Source organism: Pseudonocardia sp. TRM90224, from assembly GCF_021245725.1.
In the GTDB taxonomy this organism is placed as follows: domain Bacteria; phylum Actinomycetota; class Actinomycetes; order Mycobacteriales; family Pseudonocardiaceae; genus Pseudonocardia.
Genome location: NZ_JAJGSX010000029.1, coordinates 18,516 through 42,862 on the forward strand (window position 1 = coordinate 18,516; position 24,347 = coordinate 42,862).

General features: G+C 72.8%; 23 protein-coding genes. 16 read left to right on the forward strand and 7 right to left on the reverse strand.

Annotated features, from left to right (window positions below; genetic code table 11):
* Nucleotides 1-44: 44 nt before the first annotated feature.
* A complete protein-coding gene (locus LL648_RS30275) occupies nucleotides 45-1,433 on the reverse strand; it encodes an alpha/beta hydrolase family protein (RefSeq protein WP_232666187.1) in 1,389 nt (462 codons plus the stop codon).
* 69 nt (nucleotides 1,434-1,502) lie between these two features.
* Between LL648_RS30275 and LL648_RS30280 the strand changes: the two genes are divergently transcribed.
* On the forward strand, nucleotides 1,503-2,081 hold the full coding sequence (locus LL648_RS30280) for an ArsR/SmtB family transcription factor (protein ID WP_232666188.1): 579 nt from the start codon (nucleotides 1,503-1,505) through the stop codon (nucleotides 2,079-2,081).
* A 449-nt stretch (nucleotides 2,082-2,530) separates the two neighbouring features.
* Here LL648_RS30280 and LL648_RS30285 read toward each other — a convergent pair whose 3' ends face one another.
* Together LL648_RS30285 and LL648_RS30290 are read right to left on the reverse strand one after the other, a co-directional pair.
* Nucleotides 2,531-3,232, reverse strand: a complete 702-nt coding sequence (locus LL648_RS30285) for a DUF4386 domain-containing protein (RefSeq protein WP_232666189.1) — start codon at nucleotides 3,230-3,232, stop codon at nucleotides 2,531-2,533.
* Between the two features lie 110 nt (nucleotides 3,233-3,342).
* Nucleotides 3,343-3,771 (reverse strand): rhodanese-like domain-containing protein, encoded by a 429-nt coding sequence (locus LL648_RS30290; protein ID WP_232666190.1) that lies wholly within the window; start codon nucleotides 3,769-3,771, stop codon nucleotides 3,343-3,345.
* A gap of 70 nt (nucleotides 3,772-3,841) precedes the next feature.
* Here LL648_RS30290 and LL648_RS30295 point away from each other — a divergent pair, with 70 nt between their 5' ends.
* Nucleotides 3,842-4,792 carry a helix-turn-helix domain-containing protein gene (locus tag LL648_RS30295; RefSeq protein ID WP_232666191.1) on the forward strand — a complete coding sequence of 317 codons (951 nt, stop codon included), beginning with the start codon at nucleotides 3,842-3,844 and terminating at the stop codon, nucleotides 4,790-4,792.
* A gap of 94 nt (nucleotides 4,793-4,886) precedes the next feature.
* Here LL648_RS30295 and LL648_RS30300 read toward each other — a convergent pair whose 3' ends face one another.
* Together LL648_RS30300 and LL648_RS30305 are read right to left on the reverse strand one after the other, a co-directional pair.
* The gene (locus tag LL648_RS30300; RefSeq protein ID WP_232666192.1) at nucleotides 4,887-5,870 is read right to left on the reverse strand and encodes an NADPH:quinone oxidoreductase family protein; all 984 of its coding nucleotides are present in this window, start codon (nucleotides 5,868-5,870) and stop codon (nucleotides 4,887-4,889) included.
* Between the two features lie 28 nt (nucleotides 5,871-5,898).
* On the reverse strand, nucleotides 5,899-7,131 hold the full coding sequence (locus tag LL648_RS30305; RefSeq protein ID WP_232666193.1) for an MFS transporter: 1,233 nt from the start codon (nucleotides 7,129-7,131) through the stop codon (nucleotides 5,899-5,901).
* A 97-nt stretch (nucleotides 7,132-7,228) separates the two neighbouring features.
* On the opposite strand from LL648_RS30305, the gene LL648_RS30310 reads away from it, so the two are divergent.
* Both LL648_RS30310 and LL648_RS30315 read left to right on the forward strand, forming a co-directional pair.
* Nucleotides 7,229-7,768, forward strand: a complete 540-nt coding sequence (locus LL648_RS30310) for a CGNR zinc finger domain-containing protein (RefSeq protein WP_232666194.1) — start codon at nucleotides 7,229-7,231, stop codon at nucleotides 7,766-7,768.
* A gap of 7 nt (nucleotides 7,769-7,775) precedes the next feature.
* Nucleotides 7,776-8,876: a hypothetical protein gene (locus LL648_RS30315; protein WP_232666195.1), complete on the forward strand. Its 1,101-nt coding sequence runs from the start codon at nucleotides 7,776-7,778 to the stop codon at nucleotides 8,874-8,876.
* On the opposite strand, the gene LL648_RS30320 is transcribed toward LL648_RS30315, so the two are convergent.
* Nucleotides 8,855-10,060 (reverse strand): ROK family transcriptional regulator, encoded by a 1,206-nt coding sequence (locus tag LL648_RS30320; protein WP_232666196.1) that lies wholly within the window; start codon nucleotides 10,058-10,060, stop codon nucleotides 8,855-8,857. The genes LL648_RS30315 and LL648_RS30320 overlap by 22 nt on opposite strands.
* 118 nt (nucleotides 10,061-10,178) lie before the next feature.
* On the opposite strand from LL648_RS30320, the gene LL648_RS30325 reads away from it, so the two are divergent.
* The 11 genes from LL648_RS30325 to LL648_RS30375 all read left to right on the forward strand — a co-directional run bounded on the left by LL648_RS30325 (nucleotide 10,179) and on the right by LL648_RS30375 (nucleotide 22,362).
* Entirely contained in the window at nucleotides 10,179-11,282 is a 1,104-nt protein-coding gene (locus LL648_RS30325; RefSeq protein ID WP_232666197.1) for a sugar ABC transporter substrate-binding protein, read from the forward strand.
* Nucleotides 11,279-12,049: an ATP-binding cassette domain-containing protein gene (locus tag LL648_RS30330; protein ID WP_232666198.1), complete on the forward strand. Its 771-nt coding sequence runs from the start codon at nucleotides 11,279-11,281 to the stop codon at nucleotides 12,047-12,049. The genes LL648_RS30325 and LL648_RS30330 overlap by 4 nt, the downstream gene beginning before the upstream one ends.
* A gap of 62 nt (nucleotides 12,050-12,111) precedes the next feature.
* Nucleotides 12,112-13,287 (forward strand): sugar ABC transporter permease, encoded by a 1,176-nt coding sequence (locus LL648_RS30335; protein WP_232666199.1) that lies wholly within the window; start codon nucleotides 12,112-12,114, stop codon nucleotides 13,285-13,287.
* Complete coding sequence (locus LL648_RS30340; RefSeq protein ID WP_232666200.1) at nucleotides 13,284-14,177, forward strand: ROK family protein; 894 nt, start codon at nucleotides 13,284-13,286, stop codon at nucleotides 14,175-14,177. Before LL648_RS30335 ends, LL648_RS30340 begins: the two co-directional genes overlap by 4 nt.
* A 157-nt stretch (nucleotides 14,178-14,334) precedes the next feature.
* Entirely contained in the window at nucleotides 14,335-15,396 is a 1,062-nt protein-coding gene (locus LL648_RS30345; protein ID WP_232666201.1) for a hypothetical protein, read from the forward strand.
* Nucleotides 15,397-15,609: 213 nt separating this feature from the next.
* Nucleotides 15,610-16,863, forward strand: coding sequence for a YibE/F family protein (locus tag LL648_RS45450; RefSeq protein WP_232666202.1), 1,254 nt, complete (start codon nucleotides 15,610-15,612; stop codon nucleotides 16,861-16,863).
* 58 nt (nucleotides 16,864-16,921) lie between these two features.
* On the forward strand, nucleotides 16,922-18,268 hold the full coding sequence (locus LL648_RS30355; RefSeq protein ID WP_232666203.1) for a hypothetical protein: 1,347 nt from the start codon (nucleotides 16,922-16,924) through the stop codon (nucleotides 18,266-18,268).
* 7 nt (nucleotides 18,269-18,275) lie between these two features.
* Nucleotides 18,276-18,914, forward strand: coding sequence for a DUF4129 domain-containing protein (locus tag LL648_RS45455; protein WP_232666204.1), 639 nt, complete (start codon nucleotides 18,276-18,278; stop codon nucleotides 18,912-18,914).
* Nucleotides 18,911-20,065 carry a DUF4350 domain-containing protein gene (locus LL648_RS30365; RefSeq protein WP_232666205.1) on the forward strand — a complete coding sequence of 385 codons (1,155 nt, stop codon included), beginning with the start codon at nucleotides 18,911-18,913 and terminating at the stop codon, nucleotides 20,063-20,065. Before LL648_RS45455 ends, LL648_RS30365 begins: the two co-directional genes overlap by 4 nt.
* Complete coding sequence (locus LL648_RS30370; protein WP_232666206.1) at nucleotides 20,062-21,054, forward strand: AAA family ATPase; 993 nt, start codon at nucleotides 20,062-20,064, stop codon at nucleotides 21,052-21,054. The genes LL648_RS30365 and LL648_RS30370 overlap by 4 nt, the downstream gene beginning before the upstream one ends.
* Nucleotides 21,055-21,066: 12 nt before the next feature.
* Nucleotides 21,067-22,362: a DUF58 domain-containing protein gene (locus LL648_RS30375; protein ID WP_232666207.1), complete on the forward strand. Its 1,296-nt coding sequence runs from the start codon at nucleotides 21,067-21,069 to the stop codon at nucleotides 22,360-22,362.
* Between the two features lie 80 nt (nucleotides 22,363-22,442).
* On the opposite strand, the gene LL648_RS30380 is transcribed toward LL648_RS30375, so the two are convergent.
* Nucleotides 22,443-23,438, reverse strand: coding sequence for a stage II sporulation protein M (locus LL648_RS30380; RefSeq protein WP_232666208.1), 996 nt, complete (start codon nucleotides 23,436-23,438; stop codon nucleotides 22,443-22,445).
* 20 nt (nucleotides 23,439-23,458) lie between these two features.
* Here LL648_RS30380 and LL648_RS30385 point away from each other — a divergent pair, with 20 nt between their 5' ends.
* Nucleotides 23,459-24,346 carry an RDD family protein gene (locus LL648_RS30385; protein WP_232666209.1) on the forward strand — a complete coding sequence of 296 codons (888 nt, stop codon included), beginning with the start codon at nucleotides 23,459-23,461 and terminating at the stop codon, nucleotides 24,344-24,346.
* The last annotated feature ends 1 nt before the right edge of the window (nucleotide 24,347 follow it).

The window sequence follows — 24,347 nt, forward strand, 5'->3', positions numbered from 1 at the left end:
GCCTAATCTTCGGACGGGCCCGGCCGGGATCGCCCGATGTCGTGTCACGGCAGCAGCAGGCCCCACCACACTCCCCAGGCCACGAACGCCACAACGCCGGTCAGCAGCAGGGCATGGCGACCGGTCGGACGGTTGCGGGCGAACGTCACCACAGCGGCGACAACAGCTACGACGGCCAGCACCTGCAGGCCCAACCACGGCAGTGTCCGGCCGGCGACCAGCGGCCCCGGGTCGATCGTGCCGTTCGCCGTCGGCGTTCCGCCGGAGACGGCCTGCAGGTAGCTGATGTAGACGGGCGCCCCGAGCGCGGCCACGAACCCCGCGCCGGCGGCGAGGTAGGCGGGCCACGACGTCCGGCCACCACGCAGGCGCCTCCACAGCGACGCCAGCACGAACCCGCCCAGGCCGACCACCGCGACGCCGAGCACGCCGAGCTGCACGGGCGCCGATTCGATCAAGGATGGCGGCCGCATCTCCCTGGTCGCCCCCGACTGCTCGCCCGCGGCCTCGATCGAGGTCGCCGGGGCCCGGCCGGCGGCGGCCTCGTGCACCCAGCCCGTCATGAGCTCGACGTAGCCGGGCGCGAACTCGTCGCCCTTCGCCCAGCCGTCGGCCGACTGCAGCACCTGGTGCTCGGCGCCGGCGACGGTCCGCAGCGTGTAGTGCCGGTTGCCGGCGGCGTCGAGGTTCAGACGGAAGGCCTCGACGTTCTCGACGGGCGCCGTGCTCCGATCCAGCGCACCCCAGATCCCGAGCACCGGGAGCGTCAGCGAGCGCAGCGTCGGCGTGGGGTCGTGGTGCGCCTCCGCGAACAGACCCATGGCATCGAGCAGGCGCCAGAACGTCCGCGAGTAGGCCGTCACCATCGAGCCGCGAATGCCAGCGTGCTCGGCCTTGACCCGCTCGGCCCAGCTGTGCTGGCGCAGTGGTGGCATCCCGTTCGCCCCGATGACCACGAGGAACGCGGTGCGCGGCTCGCGTGAGGCGGCGAGCGGCGCGACCCATCCGCCCTCGCTCAACCCCCAGAGACCGACCTTGGCCGGATCGACCTCCGGACGGGTGCGCAGCACGTCGGCCGCGGCGAGCGCGTCGTCGGCCAGCTGCGAGTACGAGCGTTCGGTGAGCGAGTAGCCGACGGTCCGCTTGTCGTAGGTGAGCGTGGCGATGCCGGCGCGGGCGAATGCCGTGGCCTCGCGTTCGTAGTACTCGCGCGCGCCGGGGCCGGCACCGTGCACGAGCACGACCCCCGGCGCTCCGGCCCGGACCCCCGGTGGCACGTGCAGGGTGGCCGGCAGGTGCTGGCCGTCGTTCGTGGTGACGGTCAGCTCGACCGTCCGGCCCTGCGCCGGCTCAGGCATTGATACGGCCGCAGCTGCGGGCAGCGTCGTCGCTGCGACGGTTGCCAGCGCGAGAGCCAGCATCTTGATCAACATTGTCCCCTCCGAGTGACTGCAGAGTTCTTTGCAGAAATCTTTGCATAGATCTCTGCTAAAGTAACCCTCGTGGCGGAACAGAGGGAACCCCGAGAGCTGACCGACGCCGCGGCGATCCGGGCGTTGCGCCATCCGCTGCGGCAACGGATCCTGCGGCACCTGCACCGCGAGGGCCCCGCAACGGCGACGACGCTCGCGCGCGCACTCGGCGAGAACACCGGCGCCACGAGCTACCACCTGCGCCAGCTGGCCGAGCACGGGTTCGTCCAGGACGACCCCGAGCACGAGGGCGGCGGGCGGGAACGCTGGTGGAAGGCGCCGCGGCAGGACCTCCGCTTCCCGCCGCGCAGCCGGATGAGCGGCGAGATGCGCCACGAGATGGGCCAGATGGAACAGCACAACGCCGCCGAGGACGTGGACGCCCTCGCCCGGTTCGAGGCACAGCGCGAACGGATGGGCAAGTGGGGCGACGCGTTGCTGATCGCCCGCGGTGAACTGACCCTCTCCCCCGACCAGCTGCTCCGGTTCTGGAACGACTACCTGGCCTTGTTCAACCGGTACGTCGCGGAGGGCGAAGAGGATGCCGGCGCGGACGGGCGCTCGGTGCTGGTGCGGTTCATGGCGTTCCCCGACGTCGACGCAGGGTGAGGCCAGACGTCAGGAAAGCCCGCCATGGCCTTCGGCCGCCACAACCTCGCCCGGGGCTGGGCCAGCATGCGTGCGGTACCACGCGAGGGCAGGAAAGCCACTTTCCTGCCCTCACAGGGCCTGAAAGTGGCTTTCCTGCCCTCCCGACACGGGTTCGAACCCGGTTCGAACCCGTACACGAGCCTCCGCCCACCACCTGCCACTGCACGCCCCGGACGCCGGCGAGATGGGTGCGGGACGCACACGTTGCCGGGAAAGCCACGTTCCCGGCACCCTCGAACCGCCCGCCGAGCGGTGTCCGCCCGAGGCCGTCGGGGTCCGGGCACGCCGAGCCGAAGAGTTGGAACGAGCGGCACTCTCGTCCAATAGGTGTGGACGAAAGTGCCGTTCGTTCACCGAACCTGCCCGCCGCCCGCGCACTCAACCTCACGGTTCCATGAGGCGCCGGGTCAGGCGTTCGCCGCCGGCCGCCGCTTCGGCAGCAGCACCGCCGCGGCGATCAGCCACAGCAGGCCGCCGAACCGGCCGATGGGCACGAGGGGCATCAGGCCGTCGACGAGCAGCGTGAGGGTGGCCAGCTCCGACACGGCCGCGATCACCAGACCGACGACCGCAACCCACCGCGGCAGGAGGCCGGCGAGCAGGCCCGGCACGGCGATGCCGGCGACGAGCAGGCCCAGCAGCACGACGTGTCCCGGGCCACCGGTCAGGAACGTCAGGCCCTGCAGCGCGTGCACGACCCCGGCGTCACCTGCGACGTCCGGTCGCGAGAGCACCCAGCCGAGCAGCCCCGAGAGGCACAGGAACGCCGACGCGACGATCCCGCCGACCAGAGCGATCGTGGCACCGGGGTTCCGGATGCCGAGGTTGTGCAGCCGGGCGGACACCGTGGCCGCGTAGATGGCCAGCGGGACGCCGGACGCGAAGGTGAAGAACCCGGTGATCGCGACGGCTGTGGAGTTGTTCCGGAAGTAGCTCTCGACGAGGTCGGCGGCGGCGTACGGCGATGGGAACGTCTCGCCGGCCAGCGTCGTGCTGATGATCAGCCCGGCGAGCAGCAGCGCCGTCGAGACGCCGGCGAGCACAACGAGCGGCGGACCCGCGTCGGCACGGTACGGGCGAGCGGGGCGGGTGACTTCGGTGGTGGTCATGACGTCTCCTGTTTGATGTCGTTTGCGCTGACACCGACGCTAGGGAGACGCCCGCCGAGGCGAATCGGCGAAATCGCCGGTGGCACCACCGGCCGCTCAGCTCAGTTCGGCTAGCAGCCGCAGGCGCGGGCTCCGGCGGGTGCGGTGAGGGCGTCGACGTCGAGCGTTCGCGCGCCGGCGGCCGTCTCGACCGTGAACCCTTCGCGCACCCAGTACTCGTAGCCGCCGATCATCTCCTTCACCGGGTAGCCGAGCTGCGCGAACGCCAGCGCTGCCCGCGTCGCGCCGTTGCATCCCGGCCCCCAGCAGTACGTGACGACCGCCGAGCCGGGCGGCACGAGTGCGGCCGCTCGCTCGGCGATCTGTGCGGTCGGCAGGTGCACTGCGCCGGGGATGCGGCCCTGCGCCCACGCCGCATCGCCGCGGGAGTCGACGAGCACCAGGTCGGTGCCGGCGTGCAGGTCGGCGTGGACGTCGGAGACGTCGGTCTCGAACGTGAGACGGGAGGCGAAGAAGGCGACGGCAGTGGTCAGCGTCATGCGACAACGGTGCCGCTGCCATCCGGCCGCAAACAGTGGCGCGAACGACATCGATCGCTAACATCTCGCCATGCCCCACACGGTCTCGGTCCTGCTCTACCCGGGCATGTCCGTGTTCGAGCTGGGCATCGTCACGGAGGTCTTCGGGCTCCCGCGACCCGAGCTCGACGCGGACTGGTACCGGCTGACCATCTGCTCCGAGCGGCCATCACCCGTCCCCGTGGTGGGCGGCGCGTCGATCGTCGCCGGCGGCGGCCTCGACGAGTTCTCGGCAGCCGAGACCGTGATCGTCCCCGGGGTGCCCGACGTGTGCGGCTCGACGTCGCCCGAGCTGGTCGGCGCGCTGCGTGCGGCCCACGAGCGCGGGTCGCGGATCGTCTCGATCTGCTCCGGGTCGTTCGCGCTCGCCGCGGCCGGGCTGCTCGACGGCCGCCGCGCAACCACGCACTGGCGCTACGCCGACCTGCTCGCCGCGCGGTTCCCCGCCGTCCGGGTCGACCCGCGGGTGCTCTTCTTCGACGACGGCGACGTGCTGACCAGCGCGGGCAGCGCCGCGGGGCTGGACCTCTGCGTGCACATCGTCCGCACCGACCACGGCCCGAAGATCGCCAACGCGGTCGCGCGCCGGCTGGTGATCGCGCCGCACCGCGACGGCGGCCAGGCCCAGTTCATCGAGGCCCCGGTGCCGGCCGACGCGGACGACGACCGGCTCACGAGGACGATGGAGTGGGCGCTCGCGCACCTGACGGAGCCGGTGACCGTCGAGCGGCTGGCCCGGCTCGCGCACATGTCCACCCGCACCTACCTGCGCCGGTTCGCCGCTGCCACCGGCACCAGCCCGATCCGCTGGCTCATCACCCAGCGTGTGCACGCCAGCCTGCCGTTGCTGGAGGGCACGGCCCTGCCCGTCGAGGAGGTGGCCGTTGCGGTCGGCTTCGAGAGCGCCGTGACGTTCCGCCACCACTTCGACCGGACGATGCGCACGTCACCCTCGGCGTACCGGCGCTCCTTCCGGGCCTGAGCACCCCGAATCTCCCCACCGTTTTGTGCATCTGCGCGCTCCGCAGGCGCGCAAGTGCACAAAACGGTGGGGAAGTTCGGGTGGTGGCGGCGCTCTACGGGCGCAGCGCCTGCTTGCCGACCGTTGCGCGCGACTCCAGCTCCGCCAGCACCTTCGGCCCCTCGGCCAGGTCGTGGACGGTGGGCTCGCCGGGCGGGTAGACGCCGGCGGCCTGCAGTTCCTGCAGCTCGGCCATCAGCTCTCCGAAGATGTGCGGCGCGTGCTGGATGAGCACGCCGATGTGCAGGCCGATCAGGTGGATGTGGTGCTTGAAGTTCAGGTCCCAGTTCGTGACGGGGACCGTGCCGCCGGCGACGCCGAACACGACAACGCGCCCCGTGACCCGCTTCGCCGCCGCCAGGCTGGCCGTGAAGGTCTCCCCGCCGACCGATTCGAGCACGAGGTCGACGCCCTGGCCGCCGGTCAGTTCCGCGACCCGGGCGGCGACGTCCTCACTGCGGTAGTCGATGACGTGGTCGGCGCCCAGCGCCCGCACGACGTCGTGCTTGCCGGCGGACGCCGTAGCGATGACGACCGCGCCGTAGTGCTTGGCCATCTGCACCGCCGCCTGACCGACCGCGCCGGCCGCGGCGTGGACCAGCACCGTCTCCCCCGCCGCCAACCGGCCGAGCGGGCGCAGCGCCGCCAACGCCGTCGCCCAGTTCAGGACCAGCCCCAGCGCCTGCTCGTCGCGCCATCCCGCCGGCACCGGTGCGACCCCGGCCGCGGGCAGCACGGCGTACTCCGCGAACGCCGCGTAGCCGGTACCGATCACGTGCTGGCCGAGCCGAACGTCCCCGACGCCCTCGCCGAGCGCCACCACCTCACCCGCCGACTCGAACCCGGCGAGGTAAGGCGCCTGTGGCCCGCCGTGGTACGTCCCGCGGGTCTGCATCACGTCGGCGAAGTTCACGCCGGCGGCCGAGACGCGGATCAGAACCTCTCCAGGCCCGGGCGCGGGCACCGGCACATCGGCCAGCTCCATCGCCGCCGGACCGTCGAGGGTGGGCTGGCGCAGAGCGCGCATCGTGTTGGTCACCAACCGACGAACACCGCGCCCGGGCGATTCATGCCCGAACGTGCATCTTTTCCGGGAGGTCCGCGGCCGCCAGCTCCGCCGGCGTGACAACACGCAGGAACGGGAGGACGAGCGCGGCCGTCACCACCGCGAAGACGCCGAAGGCCACATTCATTCCGAACAGCTCGGCGAGCACGCCGACAACACCCGCGCCGACCGGGAACGCACCCCAGCTGAACAGCCGTGCCGCGCCGCTGTAGCGGCCCATCAGCGACTCGTCGACGATCTGCTGGCTGATCGTCCGCGCCGTCACCGACCACAGCGTGCCGCCCATCCCGCCGAGGATGGCGCCCATCGCGACCAGCGCGAGGTTCGTCGTGACCGCCGGGAGCGCAACCATCGCGAACGTCCCGACGATGTCGGCGAAGAGCACGGCTCGGCGTCCGAACAGCCGGTTGAGCCGGCGCACCGTCAGCGCCCCGACCGCGCCGCCGACGCCGAGCGCGCTGAGCAGCGTGCCGTAGCCGGTGGCGTCGAGGCCCATCACCATGGTCGCGTACAGCGGCATGATCGCGAGCCAGGCACCCCAGCACGAGCACAGCACCGTCAAGGTCAGCGCGAGCAGGCGCAGCAGCCGCTGGTTCCAGAGGAACGCGAGCCCCTCCCGGATCTGTGCGTGCACCGAGGCCGCGGGGACGTCGTCGGCGCGCTCCACCCGGAACCGCCCGACCAGCCAGAGCAGCAGCACCGCACCGACGACGTAGGCGCCGGCGGACGCGCCGAGAGCGATCGCCGAACCCGCGGCCACCAGCAGCCCACCGACGAACGGGCCGCAGAACTCGTTGCAGACGGTCTCGGCGCCGGTGATCCACGCGTTGGCCCGCTCCCGATCGGGCGGAGCGACGACCGAAGGGATCAGTGCCGATGCCGCGGTCAGCGCCAGCACCTCCGCGAGCCCGAGCGCGAGGCCGCCTGCGTACAGCATCGGCAGGGTGACGACCCCGGTCACGCCGGCGGCGAGCAGGCCGAGGACCACGGCGGTCCGCACGGCGTCGGCAACCCAGAGCAGGACCCGCCGGTCGAACCGGTCGACGAGCACACCCACATGCAGCGCCGCGAACAGCCACGGCAGCGTCAACGTCATCGAGACGCCGGAGATCTGCAGCGGCGACGTCGTGAGCGTCGTCGCCATGATCGGCAGTGCCACCTTCGTCACGCCGTCGGCCAGGTTGGTCACGGCGGTGAAGCCGACCAGGACCGTCGTGTTGCGAGCGCTTCCCATCGGGCGTTCCCCCACTAACCGGCTATTGCGTTAGCCGGATAGTAGCGGCCCGCTGCGAGTAAGCTCCAGGACCAATAACCACCAAGTGGACTAGCCGGTGATCACCGTGATCGAGCTGCCTGCGCGTGCCGAGCTGATCAGGTCCTTCGCGAACACGATCGACGTCGAGGAAGGCACCGACGTGCTGGCCGAGCAGGCCACCGCCGCCGCGTGGCTCGCCGGGAAGCACCTGAGCGCCGGCCCGCGGCTGAGCGCGGACGACCACCACGACCTGCTCGCCCTGCGCGGGGGCATCCGCGACGCGCTCGGTGCGGACGGCGCGTCCTCCCCCGACGCCAGAGCGGCCGCAGAGCGGGTGTTGCGCTCCCTCCCCCTGCACGCCGGGATCGACGGCGACGCGCTCGCGTCCGACGGAAGCGCGGCGGCCCGGATCGCCATAGCGTGGGTGGAGCTGCGCATCACCGGCGAGGTCGCGCGCCTCAAGCGCTGCCCCGACGACACCTGCGGCTGGGTGTTCTGGGACGTCTCGCGCAACAACAGCCGTCGCTGGTGCTCGATGCGCGTCTGCGGCAATCGGGCGAAGGCCCGCGCCTACTCGGAGCGACAACGGGAGGCGGTGCCGGGCGGGGTGGGATGAGCGTGCGGTGGCCACGCTGCGCGGGGCCGCGCTGGCTCCGCTGTTCTCGGCTCTGATCTCGAGCACGATCGTCGTCGCCATCGTCGTGATCTCGCAGACCGGAGGGATCCCGGCGCCGATACCGCCCAACCCGGTGCGGCCCGCGCCCGCGCCGGTCGACCTCGAACGGGAGAGCCTCGACCGGTGTGTCGCGGCGGTCGTCGCGGCCGGGATCGCCGATCGCTACCCGCCGGCGGAGCAGTGGACCCCGCTGACCCGCCTGTCGACGGACGGCCGCCGGGTGATCATGGTCGACGCCCCGGTTCCGTTCGTCTGCGTCACGACCGCAACCACCGTCGACGTCTCCGATCCGCGCGGCGCGGTGCCGATGGAATCGGCGTCGTTGCTGCTCAGCACACATGACGGGGTGCTGGCCGCCACCGCGACCGACGGGCGCTCGATCGAGGTGGTCACGGCCGGCGGGCGGCAACCGGGGTTCGCCGCAGCGCGCTACTTCCTCCGGATCGTGCCCGGCCCGATCAACGATCCCGCCGACCTGGTGGCGGCCGTGGGCGGCCAGGACGGCGTGCGGCAACGCGGCTCCCCCACCGCGCTGGCCCTGCCGGCGGTGCACGTCGTCGACCGCGCGACAGCACCGGCCGACACCTCCGCCTACGCCGTCGACCTGGTCCGCAGGTGCTCGGAGGCCGGCGCCGACCCGGCGTTCCTGCCGTGGGACCCGGCGCAGGTGCTGGCGTTCCGCCACGACGGGCAGCCCACGACGCTCGTCGTCGCCCGCGGGAACAACGCGATCGGCGGCTGCGCCGTCTCGCCGGGGCGAGTGGATCCGATCCGCACCTGGCGGACCCCGCTCACACCGACACCCGGGCGGCCGTTCACCTGGCTGTCCGCGCTGCCAGGGCTCCCGCCGGACGTCGCGGCCGGCCCGGTGGACACCGGCGTGGCCGGGCTGACGGTCGCGTTCGAGGGCAAGACCTGGCACGCCGCCGTCGCAGGCGGGACGTTCGCGACGCAGCTGCCGCCGTGGGCGCCGACCGACCCCACACTCCTGGTCGTCACGGCGTTCGACGCCGCCGGCACCGTCCTCTACACGGGACCGGCGGCGTAGGAACCGCCGCCGGCCTGCGCGCGGCGGTCGAAGAGCATGTCGCGGGCCACGCCGAGGGCACGCGCGACCGCACCCTGCAACACCCCGCTCTGCCCCAACGCACTGGCCACGATCGGCGGCCGGAACGGGCCCAGCTCCGCCATCCGCCGCTCGATCGGCTCGCCGAGCACGTCGACGTTGCGCCCGACCCCGCCACCGAGCACCACGAGGTCGGGGTCGAGGATCGCGGTCACGGCCGCGACGACCGACCCGATCCGCCTGCCTTCGGCCTCGACGACGGCCCTGGCCACGTCGTCGCCGGCGGCAGCGGCGTCGAAGACCTCCTTCGCCGAGCCGACCGGGAGCCCGGCCTGCCGCGCGGCCTCGGCGACCCCGGCCGCGGAGGTGAGAGCCTCGGTCTCACCGCGCTCGCGTGTGTTGACGCCGGTGGCTTCGCCGCCGGCGGCGGGGAGGAACGACACCTCGCCCGCCAAGCCGCGCCCGCCGACGTACAGCTGACCGTTGATGACGATGCCCATGCCGACACCGGTGCCGACGGAGACGAGCACGAAGTTGCGCACGCCCTGCCCCGCGCCGCGGGCCTGCTCACCGACGGCGGCGAGGTTGATGTCGTTCTCGATCGTCATCGGGACGCCCAGCGCGGCGCGGAGCTGGTCGACGAGGCCGGGACGGCCCCATCCGGGCAGGTTGGGCGCGAAGTCGAGGCGTCCCGTCGCCGGGTTGAGCACGCCGGGGCTGCCGACCACCGCGTAGGCCAACGCCGACCACTCGAGCCCGGCGTCGCCGGCGACCTCGAGTGCGAGCGAGCGGACGCGGCGCACCAGGTCGGCCGCGGATCGTGCGGTGTTGCGGACGTCGCGGCGCCCGACGAACTCGCCGCGCAGGTCGGCCACGGCGAGCCGGACCCAGTCGCGCCCGATGTCGATGCCGCCGACGAAGCCGGCGCGCGCGTTCAGGTCGTAGATCGCGGTCGTCGGGCCGGGCCGCCCGTGCAGCGACCCGATCTGCTGCACCAGCCCGGCCGCCTCCACGCCGGCGAGCGCCGCCGACACCGTCGGCTTGGACAGCCCGGTGGCTTTCGCAAGATCACCGCGGGACGAGGGGCCGTGCTCGAGGAAGTGGTCGAGCAACAGCCGTTCGTTCATCGAGCGGAGCAGCTGGGGGTTGCCCACCTGACGCTTCATCAGCCCTCCCGTCGGCCCACAGATGAGGCGATCGTGCCTCAGGCTGGACACCGAGGTTGTCAGTAAACTACCTTTCTTATCAACGCTCCAACCAAAACTCCTGAACAAGAGGGTGACCATGCGTCGAGTGGGATTCGCGGCGGCGGCAGGTGTCGCGCTGCTGGTCGCAGCAGGGTGTGGGTCCAGCGGCGGATCCAGTCCCGCAGCTCCGACGGGTGCCGCGCCGAGCGCGACCGGCTCCGACGCGACCATCGCGCTCTTCCTCCCGGAGTCGAAGACCACCCGGTACGAGGCCTTCGACCGCCCGATCTTCGAGGCGCAGGTCAAGAAGAGCTGCCCGGGCTGCACGGTGCTCTACTTCAACGCCGACCAGGACGCCGCCAAGCAGCAGGGCCAGGTCGAGTCGGCGCTCACGCAGGGCGCCGACGTGCTCGTCCTCGACGCCGTCGACGCGTCGGCCGTCGCACCGCTGGTCAACCAGGCCAAGCAGAAGAAGGTGCCGGTCGTCGCCTACGACCGGCTGATCTCCGGCATCGCGTACGAGTACTACGTCTCCTTCAACAACGTGAAGGTCGGCGAGGTGCAGGGCCAGGCGCTGCTCGACGAGCTGACCAAGCGCGGCACGATCGGCAGCGGCCAGGTCGTCATGATCAACGGCGCACCGACCGACCCCAGCGCGGGCGACTACAAGAAGGGCGCGCACAACGCGCTCGACGGCAAGGTCACGATCGGACGCGAGTTCGACACCCCCGACTGGAGCCCCGACAAGGCGCAGCAGCAGATGGAGCAGGCCATCACCGCGCTGGGCAAGGACTCGATCGTCGGTATCTACTCCGCGAACGACGGCATGGCGACCGGCGCGATCGCCGCGCTCAAGCGGGCCGGCTACACCACGTTGCCGCCGGTCACCGGCCAGGACGCCGAGCTCGCCGGCGTGCAGCGCATCGTCACCGGCGAGCAGACGATGACCATCTACCTCAACATCCGCTCGCAGGCGGAGAAGGCGGCCGAGCTCGCCGTCGCGCTGGGCAAGGGTGAGAAGCCGGCCGCGCCGACGACGTACAAGAACGACGTCGCCGACATCCCCGCCTTCCTGCTCGACCCGATCGCGGTCTCGAAGTCGAACATCAAGGACACGATCGTCAAGGACGGGTTCTACACCGTCGACCAGATCTGCACGCCCGAGGTTGCGGCAGCCTGCGCGGAGGCCGGGCTGAAGTGACCTCCCAGAAGCCCACGGCCCGGGCCGAGACGCAGGGGGTGCTTTCGGCCCGGGCCGTGACCAAGCGCTACGGCGCAGTGCAAGCGCTGGCGGGCGCCGACCTCGACGTGCACGCCGGCGAGGTCGTCGCGCTCGTCGGCGACAACGGCGCCGGCAAGTCCACGCTGGTCAAAGCCATCTCCGGGGCCGTCGCAGCCGACTCGGGCACCATCGAGTTCGACGGCAAGCCGGTCCGGATCACCCGCCCGCAGGACGCCCAGGCGCTCGGCATCACGACGGTCTTCCAGGACCTCGCCCTCTGCGAGAACCTCGACGTCGTCGCCAACCTGCACCTCGGCTCGGAGGCCCGGACGGGCGGTGTGCTCGGCGAGATCCGCATGGAACGTGCCGCGCGCGACCTGCTCGCGTCGCTCGACGTCCGGATCCGCGACGTGCGGGCGCCCGTCGCGGCGCTCTCCGGTGGCCAGCGCCAGTCGGTCGCGATCGCACGCGCGCTGCTCGGCAAGCCGCGCATGGTGATCCTCGACGAACCGACGGCCGCGCTGGGCGTCGAGCAGACCGCACAAGTGCTCGCGCTGGTCGGCAGGCTGCGCGAGCGCGGGCTCGCGGTGCTGCTGATCTCGCACAACCTCGCCGACGTCCGCGCGGTGAGCGACCGGGTCGTCGTGCTGCGGCTCGGCCGCAACGCCGGCGACTTCGTCACCGCGCAGACATCACAGGAGACGATCGTGGCTGCCATCACCGGCGCAACAGCGGGGGCGGCGTGATGGCCGGCGCAGGCGCGACCGCCGCCGGCCCGACGGCCGGATCCGACGCAACAGGAGCTTCGATGTTGCGCTCGGTGCTCGACGCGGGCCGCGACCGGCTGCGGCGCGGCGACCTCGGCTCGCTCCCCGTCGCCGTCGGGATAGTCCTGATCGCGATCGTGTTCTCGTCGCTGAACGACCGCTTCCTCTCGGCCGAGAACCTCACCAACCTCGCGCTGCAGATGGCCGCGACCGGCACGATCGCGCTGGGCATCATCCTGGTGCTGCTGCTCGGCGAGATCGACCTCTCCGCGGGGTCGGTCAGCGGGCTCTCCGCGGTCGCCATGACCCTCCTGTACGTCCAGCAGGGCTGGAACGTCGTGCTGGCGGTGCTCGGCGCGCTGATCACCGGCGGGGTGATCGGGCTGATCCACGGCCTGATGCGCACGAAGCTCGCGATGCCGTCGTTCGTCGTGACGCTCGCCGGGCTGATCGGCTGGCAGGGCCTGATGCTCTACCTGCTCGGCGACGACGGCACGATCAACCTCCCGTTCGACCGCGGGGTCGCGCAGCTCTCCGACACGTGGCTGCCGGCGTGGCTGGGCTGGCTGCTCGTCGTGCTGCTGTGGGCGGGGCATCTCGCGTCGACGCTGGTCACGCGGCAGATGCGGGTCGCGGCGCGGCTCGCGGTGCAGGCTCCCGTCTGGATCGTGGTGCGCTCGGCCGCGCTCGGGCTGCTGCTCGCCGTCGCGGTCGTCGTGCTGAACTCCGACCGCGGCGTCCCGCTCACCCTCGTGATCTTCGGCGGGCTGGTGGTCGGGCTCGACCTCGTGCTGCGCCGCACGGTGTGGGGCCGGCGGATGTACGCGGTGGGCGGCAACGCGGAGGCGTCGCGGCGGGCCGGGATCAACGTCACCAGCGTGCGGATCATGGCGTTCGTCGGGGCGTCGATGCTGGCCGCGGTCGGCGGCATCCTCGCGGCGTCGCGGCTGGCCGCGGTCAACCAGAGCTCCGGCGGCAGCGACATCCTGCTGAACGCCATCGCCGCGGCCGTCATCGGCGGCACCAGCCTCTTCGGCGGGCGCGGCCGGGCGTACGCGGCGCTGCTCGGCATCCTCGTGATCCAGTCGATCACCAACGGGATGCTGCTGCTCAACGTGGACTCGTCGGTGCGGTTCATGGTGACGGGCGCGGTGCTCGCCATCGCGGTCGCGATCGACTCGCTCGCGCGACGGGGAGCGGCGGACGGGCTGCGGTGAGCGAACCGTACGTTCTCGCCGTCGACTTCGGCGGCACGAAAGCCGGCCTGGCCGCGATCGACCGCAGCGGTGCCGTGCTGGCCGGCGAGCGGCTGGCGATGCACGCCGAGCGTGGCGCGGAGCAGGCCATCGTCCGGACGATCGACGCCGCACGCGCGCTCGTCACCGATGCAGGGGCCGGTGCGCTGCTGGCCTCGGGCGTCGCCAGCCCCGGGATCGTGCTCCCCGACGGTGTGCTGCTCGCGCCCAACGTGCCGGGTTGGTCGACGGTGCGGCTGCAGGCGCGGTTCGAGGAGGCGCTGGGCGTGCCCGCGGTGTGCGCGACCGACGTCAAGGCGGCAACGCTCGCCGAGGCGCGGTGGGGGCGGCTGCAGGACGTGCAGACGGGGATCCACCTCAACCTCGGCACCGGCATCGCGGTGGGGGTCGTGGTCGACGGGACCGTGCTGACCGGCGCGCACGGCGCCGCCGGTGAGATCGGGTACTACCTGCGCTCCCCCAGCGACCGGGTCGGTCCGCACGAGGGGTTCGCGCCGCTGGAGGAGCACGTCGGTGGGAAGGCGATCGGCGAGCGCGGGCGGGCCGTCGGCGGCGACGGCGACGCGGCCTCGGTGTTCGCGCTCGCCCGCACGGATCCGGCGGCGCGCGCGTTCGTCGACGCGACCGTCGCCGACCTCGCCGTCCACATCGCCAACACCGCGATACTCGTCGACCCGCAGCGGATCACCGTCGGCGGCGGGATGGCGGAGGTCGCCGACGTGCTGCTGCCGGCGATCGCCGACGTTCTCGACCGGGCGGTGCCGTTCCCGCCGCAGCTCGTCACGGCACGGTTCACGCAGGACGGCCCGCTGGTCGGCGCCGCCGCGCTGGCCTGGGACTCACTGCGGTGACGCACACCGAACTTCCCCACCGTTTTGCCAACCTGCACGCCCTTTTGGGTGTGCAAGTAGGCAAAACGGTGGGGAAGTTGGGGACCCCTCCCGAGGGGGATGTGGTCCACTCCGTGAGGGGAGGGGACGCCCGGTCGGGGGGCCGAGACTCCTTCCTATGGGGGGAACGAGGGAAGGCCAGGCCGCCGAGTGGTGGGGGCGGTGGCCGGTATGGACGGCGTACGCGGCGGTCGGGGGGTCGCTCGCGTACGCCGTCGCCGGCACGCACTGGGCGCTCGGCGGGGGCGGGTTCCCGTTCGGTGCGGCTGATCTCGACGCGGCCGACAACGGAGATCTGCTGGCGGGTGTGACCCCGCAGGCCGCCGGGCCGGTGATCACGGCGCTCGGGGTTGCGGGCGCGCTCGCCGGCTGGGCGATGCTGCGGCGGACCCGCATCGCGCGGCCGCTGGTGCTGGCGGTCGGGATCGGGCTGGCGGTGCTGCTGGCCGTCGTCCTCCCGGAGTCGAGAGCGGTCAAGTGGATGCCGCCGCTGGGGCTGCTGGGCTTCTTGCGGCCACCGAGCGGGTCGACCGTGCAGTTCCTCGTGCTCATGCTGCTCGGGTTCGTATGGGCCGGCGCGATGTTGGCCTACTGGCGCGCAACCCGGGGCGCGTGCGCCACTTGCGGACGCTCGGGCAGGCCCGACGACCCGCGCTGGGCGCGGTGGGGGCGGATCGTGACGTACGTGGCGATCGTGGCGCCGTTCGGGTACGCGCTCGTGCGGGTCGGGTGGGCGATGGGAGTCCCGATCGGTGTGCCGCCGGAGTTCCTGGAGCGGATCAACGCGGCGAACCCCGGCAACACGACGATGATCTTGGAGCTCGCGCTCGCCGGCTTCGCCACCGGTGGCGCGCTGCTCACCGTCGGGTTGCTGCGGCCGTGGGGGACGAGGTTCCCGCGGTGGCTGGGCGGGCGGCCGGTGCCCGTCGCGTTCCCGGTGGCGTTCGCCGGCACGGTCGCCGTGAGCCTGACGGCGTTCGGGCTGTCGATGGCGCCCGACGTCGTGCGGTTCTTCGCCGGCGGGATGCACGCCATGGGCTACCGGATGGGGCTGCTGTGGGCGCTGCCGCCGGTCGCCATCCTCGTCTGGGGACTGAGCCTCGGGGCGGCGACGTGGGCCTACCACCGGCGACGTCGGACGGCGTGCAAACGCTGCGGTCAGGGCGATCCGATCCGCTGAGACGAACCGGAACTCGCAACTCACCGGGCTGAAAGTGGCGACTCACCGGGCTGAAAGTGTCGACTCACCGGGCCGGAAGTGGCGACTCACCGGGCCGGAAGTGGCGACTCACCGGGCTGGAAGTGACGACTCACCGGGTGTGGCGACTCGCTGTGGTGAGCGTGCGACACGGTGTGGTCGGGGTGCCGAAGCACGTGCGAGAGGATCTCGGGTGTGGAGCACACCGAGCGGCCTCGGCGCGCGCGGCACCGCCGGGCCGAGGAGCACCCGGACGACGGGACGGACCTCGCGCTCGAAGCGGGGCACGGCCACGGACACGGCCACGGGCCCGCACCGCCGGCCGGCCGCCGGATTCGGATCATCATCGCGTGCCTGCTGGTGCCGGCGGTGCTCGCGACCCTCGCCGGGCTCGTGCTGCTGTTCCCGACCGCCCAGCGGCCGACCGGGGCGGCGGCGTCCCCGCGGGTCGACGGCCACGTCACGACGGCGTCCGAGACCGCCTGCGACGTCGGGCAGGAACCGACCGGCTGCGTCGCGCTGACCATCGCGCTGACCGACGGGCCGCTGCCGGGCCGCGAGATCGTCGTCGTGGTCTCGAAGGTCCGCGGCAACGCGCCCTTCGGCGCCGGCGACGACGTCGTGCTCGTGCAATCCGGCGACGACCCGGCCGATCCGGCGTCGTACGACGTCACCGACTTCCAGCGGGACACCCCGATCCAGCTGCTGGCCGTCCTTTTTGCGATCGCCGTCGTCACGCTCGGGCGCTGGCGGGGCTTCGCGGCGCTGGTGGCGCTCGGGCTCACCGGCGTGGTGCTGATCATGTTCGTGCTCCCCGCGATCCTCGACGGCCGCGACCCGCTCCTCGTCGCGATCGTCGGCTCCTGCGCGATCATGTTCGGGGTCCTCTACCTCACGCACGGGTTCTCGGCCCGAACGTCGACGGCGGTGCTCGGCACGCTGCTCAGCCTCGTGCTGATCGGGGTGCTCGGCGCGGCGTTCGCCGCGGCGGCGCGGCTGACCGGCGACGGCGAGGACACCGCCAGCCTCTCCGCGGCGCTGGGCACCAGCGTCGACGGGCGCGGGCTCGTGCTCGCCGGGCTCGTCATCGGTGCGCTCGGCGCGCTCGACGACGTCACCGTCACCCAGACGAGCGCCGTGTGGGAGCTGCGCAGGGCGAACCCGCAGCTCGGGCCCGCGGCCCTGTTCGGCGCGGCGATGCGGATCGGGCGAGACCACGTGGCGTCGGCGGTCAACACGCTCGTGCTCGCCTACGCCGGCGCGGCCTTGCCGCTGCTGCTGCTCTACTCCGTCGCGGAGCGCGGACTGGGCGAGACGCTCACCGCCCAGGTGATCGCGACGGAGGTGGTGCGGACGCTCGTCGGCAGCATCGGGATCGTCGCCTCGGTGCCGATCACGACCCTGCTGGCGGTTGCGGTTGTGAATCAAGAACGAACTTCGGCCACGTAACCGGGACCCCTCCCCGACCGACCGAATAGGTTGGACACGAGAGAACTGGGGGCGAACGGTGGCGGAGCAGCCGGAACAACCGAAATGGACCTCGCCGAGCGGGGGCGACGGCGAGCCGCAGAACGGGCCGGCGCCGGAGGGCGACCAGCCGCAGCCGGGCATGCCCGCGCCCGGCGTCCCCTCTTCGGCGCCACCTCCGCCGACACCACCTCCGTCGGAACCGCCCCCGTCGACACCGTCTCCGACGACACCGCTTCCATCAACACCGCCTCCGTCGACCCCACCCGAATCGGCACCGCCCCTTGGGCCGTACCCGCAACCGGACCAGCCGCAGTACGGCGCTCCACAGCAGTACGGCGCTCCACAGCAGTACGGGCCACCCCAGCAGTACGGGCCACCCCAGGCGGGCCCCGGTGCGTACGGTGCGACGCCCTACGGCGCCGCGGGTCAGTGGGGTGGACCGCCGGTCGCCCCGAAGCCGGGCGTCATCCCGCTCCGCCCGCTCGGGCTCGGGGAGATCCTCGACGGCGCGATCTCCTACATCCGGAAGAACCCGAAGGCGACGCTCGGCCTCTCGGCGATCGTGGCCGTCGTGATCGAACTCTTGAGGGTCCCGATGACGGCTCTCGCCATCGGCCAGCTGGAGGCGATGGCGAACTCCGGTGCGTCCACGTCCCAGATCGGGATCAACGCCGTCTTCTCCGGTTTGGGGAGCCAGGTCGTCGGGGCGATCATCGCGGCGATCGGCGTCGTGGTGCTCACCGGCCTGCTGATCGTCGTGCTCGGGCACGCGGTGATCGGGCGCACGATGGCGCTCGGCGAGGTGTGGGCGGCCGTCCGCGGTCGGATCCCCGGCCTGCTCGGCATCACGGCCGTGACGACGCTCGCGCTGCTCGGCATCATGGCGGCCGGATTCCTCCCGCTGATCTTCCTGGCGCTCGGGGAGAACGGTCGCGGCGCCTTGCTGCTGCTGATCATCACCCTGCCGCTCTCCTGGGGCCTCATGGTCTACCTGGGGACGTCCTGGGCGCTGGCGACCCCGGCATTCATCCTCGAAGGGATCCCGGCAATGGCCGCGCTGCGGCGGTCCCGGCACCTGGTCGGCGGCTCGTGGTGGCGGACGTTCGGCATCCTGCTCGTCGCCGCCGTCATCGCCTGGTTCATCTCGATCGCCATCGCGGTGCCGTTCGGCATCGTGCAGACCTTGACGACGGGGGCGTTCACCCAGCCCGACGCGTTCGCGGGCCTCTCCATCGAATCGTTGATCATCGGTGCGATCGCGTCGATCATCGCCACCACGGTGACCGCCCCGTTCATGGCGGGTGCGACCGGCCTGCTGTACTTCGACCAGCGCATCCGCAAGGAGGCGTTCGACATCCAGCTGACCCGGGAAGCGGCACGGTGATCGGACTGTGATCGGACTCCCGTTCGAGGTGCCCGTCGACCTCGGTCGCGACGAGGCACGCGAGCTCGCCGAGCGTGAGCTGGCCAAACCCGAGTTCACGGCTGCGCTGCCGCCGCTGCCCGAGCGCATCCTGCGATGGATCGCCGAGTGGATCGGGGACCTGCTGCGCGGCGCGGCGGACATCTCGCCGGGCGGGTACGGCGGGCTGGCGGTCTTCGCCATCCTGATCGTGCTGGCCGTGATCGCGATCCGGCTGCGGGTCGGCCGCGTCGGGCGGAACACGTCGGCGGCGGGCGGGCTCTTCGGCACGACGATCAGGTCGGCCGCCGACCACCGCGCGGCCGCCGACGCGCACGCCGCGGCAGGGGCATGGGCCGACGCCGTGCGCGAGCGCCTGCGTGCGATCGTGCGCGGCCTCGAGGAACGCGACCTGCTCGACGCGCGGGCCGGCCGGACCGCCGACGAGGCCGCCGCGGAGGCCGGGCGGATCCTGCCCGAGTGCGCCGCGGGGCTGCGATCGGCCGCCGTGGTGTTCGACGACGTCTGGTACGGCGGGCGGCAGGCGACCCCGGCGATGGACGCGCAGCTGCGGGCGCTCGACGAGAGCGTCCAGCAGGCCCGACCGGCGGTCGGTGCCCTGCGATGACGACCCCAACGAGCACAACGTCCGTCCATCGCGACCCGGCACGCATCTGGAAAGCCGCACGCACGCCGCTCGTCATCGCGGCGCTGGTGCTCGCGGCCGCGACCCTGATCGCGTTGCTGACCGACCGCACGACCCGCGGCGCGCTCGACCCCGAAGGGGTGAGCCCGGCCGGGAGCCGGGCCGTGGCGACGATCCTGCGCAACGAGGGCGTCACCGTCACCGTGGTGCGCACTTCCGCGGACGTCCGGCTGGCCGGCCGCGGGACCACCGTGCTCGTGCCGTTCCCCGAGCTGCTCTCGCAGGTCCAGCTCGACGCGCTGCGCGGCTCCGCCGACGTCGTGCTGGTCGCGCCCGACGAGCGGGTGCTCGACGCCGTCACGCCCGACGTCGAGCTCACGCAGTCGGCCGGCCCGGTCGACGTCTCGCAGCCGGACTGCACGTTGGCTGCGGCCACCCGCGCCGGCGCCGTCCAGATCGGCGGCCGCCGCTACCGGTCGCTCACCGCGATCGGCTGCTACCCGGCGGAAGGCGGGAACGCGCTGATGCAGGCCGTTGTCGACGGCCGGACGGTCACCGTCATCGGCAGCGCCGACATCCTCACCAACGACGCGCTCGACGAGGAAGGCAACGCGTCGCTGGCGTTGTCACTGCTGGGCGGCAACGAGGAGCTGCGCTGGTTCCTGCCCTCCCCCGAAGGGCCGCCGGCCGGCGACGAGCGCTCGTTCTCGGAGCTGATCCCCGCTGGTTGGGTGTTCGCCGCGGTGCAGCTGATGGTCGCGGCGCTGGTCGTCGTGCTGTGGCGGGCGCGGCGGCTGGGCCCGGTCGTGGAGGAGCCGCTGCCCGTGGTGGTGCGTTCCGCGGAGGCGGTGGAGGGTAGGGCCCGGCTCTACCGGGCGGCCGGGGCCCGCGACCACGCTGCCGAGGTGTTGCGGGAGGCGGCCCGCGCGCGGCTGATCCCGATGCTCGGGCTGCCGGACACGACGGCGACGGGTCCGAGTCCCGCGCTGATCGAGGCTGTCGCGGGTCGGGTGCACCGGCCCGCCGTGCAGGTCGAATGGCTCCTGTACGGTCCGGCGCCTGCGGACGATGCCGGCTTGATCGAACTGGCTAACCTGCTCGACATGTGCGAATCGGAGGTCCGTCAGTCATGAGCCAGGACGTCGTGTCGGTCGACAAGAGCGGTGTGGACGCCGGGCAGGCCAGGGAGGCCCTGCACGCGCTGCGCCGCGAGGTCGCCAAGGCCGTCGTCGGCCAGGACGCCGCGGTCACCGGTCTGGTCGTCGCGCTGCTCTGCCGCCGCCACGCGCTGCTCGAAGGTGTGCCGGGGGTGGCGAAGACGCTGCTGGTGCGCGCGTTGGCGCGCAGCCTCTCGCTCGACAGCAAGCGCGTGCAGTTCACCCCCGACCTGATGCCCGGCGACATCACCGGTTCGCTCGTCTACGACGCGAAGAGCTCCGAGTTCTCCTTCAGGGAGGGCCCGGTGTTCACGAACCTGCTGATCGCCGACGAGATCAACCGCACGCCGCCGAAGACGCAGGCGTCGCTGCTGGAGGCGATGGAGGAGCGGCAGGTCTCAGCCGACGGCGTGAGCCGCCCGCTGCCCGACCCGTTCGTCGTGATCGCGACGCAGAACCCGATCGAGTACGAGGGCACCTACCCGCTCCCCGAGGCGCAGCTCGACCGCTTCCAGCTCAAGATCACGATGGCGCTGCCGGGACGGGAGCAGGAGATCGACATCCTCTCGCGGCACGCGGCGGGCTTCGATCCCGGCGACCTCGCCGCTGCGGGCGTAGAGGCGGTCGCGGGACCGGCCGAGCTGCGCGCCGCACGCCAGGCCGTCGGGCAGGTCACCGTGCACCCCGCGGTGATCGGCTACGCCGTGGACGTCTGCCGGGCGACCCGCTCGGCGCCGGCCGTCTCGATCGGGGTGTCGCCGCGCGGGGCGACCTCGCTGCTCGCGGCGAGCCGGGCCTGGGCGTGGCTCTCCGGGCGCGACTACACCACCCCGGACGACGTCAAGGCGCTCGCGCCGGCGGCGCTCCGGCACCGGTTGCGGCTGCGGCCCGAGGCCGAGCTCGACGGGGTCAGCGCCGACGGCGTGGTCAACGGGGTGCTGGCCGGCGTGCCCGTCCCCCGCTGACGGGACGGGCCCGTGGCGATCACCGGACGCACGGCGCTGCTCGCCGTGCTCGGCGCACTCGTGGTCGGCTTCGCGCTGCCGAACTGGTGGGGCGTGCTGGCCGTCGCGGTCGTGCTGCTCCTCGCTGTGGCGGTCGACGTCGCCCTCGCCGCGAGCGTGCGCGGGTTGACCATGCGACGCGAGGGCGACACCTCGGTGCGGCTCGGCGGCACGGCGACGGTCGACCTGGTCGTCACCAACCCGGGCAGCCGGACGCTGCGCGGGGTGCTGCGCGACGCGTGGCCGCCGAGCGCGGGCGCGGTGCCGAGCCGGCATCCGTTGCTGGTGCCGCCGGGTGAGCGCCGCCGGCTCACGGTGGAGCTGACGCCGGTGCGGCGCGGCGACCGGCGGGCCGCACGGGTCACCGTCCGCTCCCTCGGCCCGCTCGGGCTGGCCGCCCGGCAGGGTCGTCACGACGTGCCGTGGACGGTTAGGGCGCTGCCGCCGTTCACGTCGCGCAAGCACCTGCCGTCCCGGCTCGCCCGGCTGCGTGACCTCGACGGGCGCACCGCGACGATGATCCGCGGTCAGGGCACCGAGTTCGACTCGCTGCGCGAGTACGTGATCGGCGACGACGTGCGCTCGATCGACTGGCGCGCGACCGCGCGGGCCGCCGACGTCATGGTCAGGACGTGGCGCCCCGAGCGCGACCGGCACCTGCTGCTGGTGCTCGACACCGGCCGGACGTCGGCGGGCCGGATCGGCGACGCGCCAAAGCTCGACACCGCGATGGACGCCGCGCTGCTGGTCGGGGCGCTCGCCGCGCGGGCCGGCGACCGCGTCGACATGATCGCCTACGACCGTGCGGTGCGCGCGAGCGTGACCGGGGTCAGCGTGAGCGAGCTGCTCCCGTCGCTGGTCAACGCGATGGCGCCGCTGGAGCCGGAGCTGGTCGAGACCGACGTGCACGGCATGGTGTCGGCCGTGCTGAACCGGGCCTCGCGTCGTTCGCTGGTGGTGCTGTTCACCGGGCTGGAGCCCGCGGCCGTCGAGGAAGGGCTACTGCCCGGGCTGCCGTCGCTGATCACCCGGCACCGCCTGCTCGTCGCGTCGGTCGCCGACCCCCGCGTGACGGAGATGGCGGCGGGGCGCGACAACTCCGTCGCTGTGTACGAGGCAGCGGCCGCGGAACGGGCCAGCGCCGAACGGCGGTCGGTCGCGAAGCTCCTCAGCCGCCGCGACGTGACGGTCGTGGACGCGCCGCCGGCGGAGCTGGCGCCCGCCGTCGCCGACGCCTACATCGCGCTCAAGGCGGCGGGCCTGCTGTAGAGCCCGCACGCGAGGGCAGGAAAGCCACTTTCCGGCCCTCACAGGGCAGGAAAGTGGCTTTCCTGCCCTCCCCCGGGCGGTCAGCCCGCGGTGGGGAGGTGGTCGCCCGCTTCCGCGGCCGAGACGTCGCCCGACTCACCCGCGCGGGCTGCCCGGCGGCCGAGCGTGAAGACGTACACGAACAGCGCGGCCTCCACGAGCACGCCGATCCCGATCCGGGCCCACGTCGGGAGCGATGACGGCGTCACGAACGCCTCGACGATCCCGGAGATCAGCAGCAGCACCGCCACACCGAGCGCCATGCCGACGGTCGCCCGGCCGGCTTCCGCCACGGCCCGCGATCGGGGCAGCGGGCCGGGGTCGACGAGCGCCCAGCCGAGGCGCAGCCCCGCGCCGGCCGCGATGAACACGGCGGTGAGCTCAGGCAGGCCGTGCGGGGTGATCAGGCCGAAGAAAAGGTCGAGCCGGTCGGCCGACGCCATGATCCCGGCGGTGACGCCGAGGTTGAGCAGGTTCGACCACAGCACCCAGATCACCGGCACGATCACGATGCCCGAGACCAGGCACATCGCGGCGATCAGCGCGTTGTTCGTCCAGACCTGCGCGGCGAACGAGCCTGCGGGAGCGGACGTGTAGTACTCGGCGAACTCGACATCGACGAGCCTGCGGATCTCCTCCGGCGTAGCGATGCTCGCCTGCACGTCGGGGTTCGCGGCCACCCACGCCCCGATCACCCACGCCAACCCGAGGAAGACCACAGCGACCGTGCCCCACCAGCGCCTGCTCAGGTAGAGCGCGGCCGGGAAGCCGACCACGAAGAAGCGTGCGGCGTCGCGCCACGCAGGGGTGTGCGAGCCCGTCACGGCCGCCCGTGCGCGGGCCACCAGCGTCGACAGCCGCGCGACCAGCGCGGGGTCGGGCGAGGACGAGCGGATCGCCGAGAGGTGCGTCGCGGTGCGCTGGTAGAGCGTCACCAGCTCGTCGGCCTCCTGCCCCGAGCGAACCTTCTTGCGGAGCAGCGCCTCGAGCCGCTGCCATTCCGCGCGGTGGGCGGCGGCGTAGGCATCGACGTCCATGTACCGGCACAATAGTCGGGGTGAGTGACCTGATCACAGGTGACGCGGTTGTCGTCGAGCTGCGCATCGCGGAGTTCGCCAGTCGCGCGGTGGCGTTCGCGATCGACGTCGCCGTGATGGTCGTCTTCTACCTCCTGATGCTGTGGATCGCCGCGGCGAGCGGCGTGCTGTCGGTCGATCCCGCGCTCGCGGCGACCATAAGCATCGTGGCGCTCGTGACGGTGTTCGTGATCTACCCCGTGACCATCGAGACGCTCACCCGCGGGCGCTCGCTCGGCAAGATGGCGATGGGGTTGCGGGTGGTGCGCGAGGACGGCGGGCCGATCCGGTTCCGGCAGGCGCTCGCGCGCGGCCTCGCCGGGTTCGTCGTCGACTTCGGCATCTTCAGCTTCTTCACCGGCGCGATCGGGCTAATCACGTCGCTGATCTCACCGCGGGGCCGTCGTGTCGGCGACATGCTCGCCGGCACGGTCGTGGTCCGCGAGCGGGCGCCCGTGCAGGCCGCGTACGACATCATGATGCCGCCGCCGCTCGCCGGCTGGGCGTCGACGCTGGAGCTCTCGCAGCTCCCGGCCTCGCTGGCGCTCTCGGCCCGGCAGTTCCTGCTCCGCACGTCGCAGCTCGACCCGCAGGTCAGGGCGGCGCTCGGGGCCGACCTCGCCGGTCAGGTCGCCGCGCACGTCAGCCCGCCCCCGCCGCCGGGAACCCCGCCGGAGCCGTTCCTCGCTGCCGTGCTGGCGGCGCGCACCCAGCGCGAGCACGCACGGCTCGTGCGCGGGCAGGCGCCGACCCCGCCACCGACGTCCGTCCCCGCGTACCCGACACAGGTGCCCCAGCCACCCCTGCCACCCACGCCGCCGCCGGCCGCGCCATCACCGCCCACGGACGGCTTCGCCCTCCCCCGCTGAC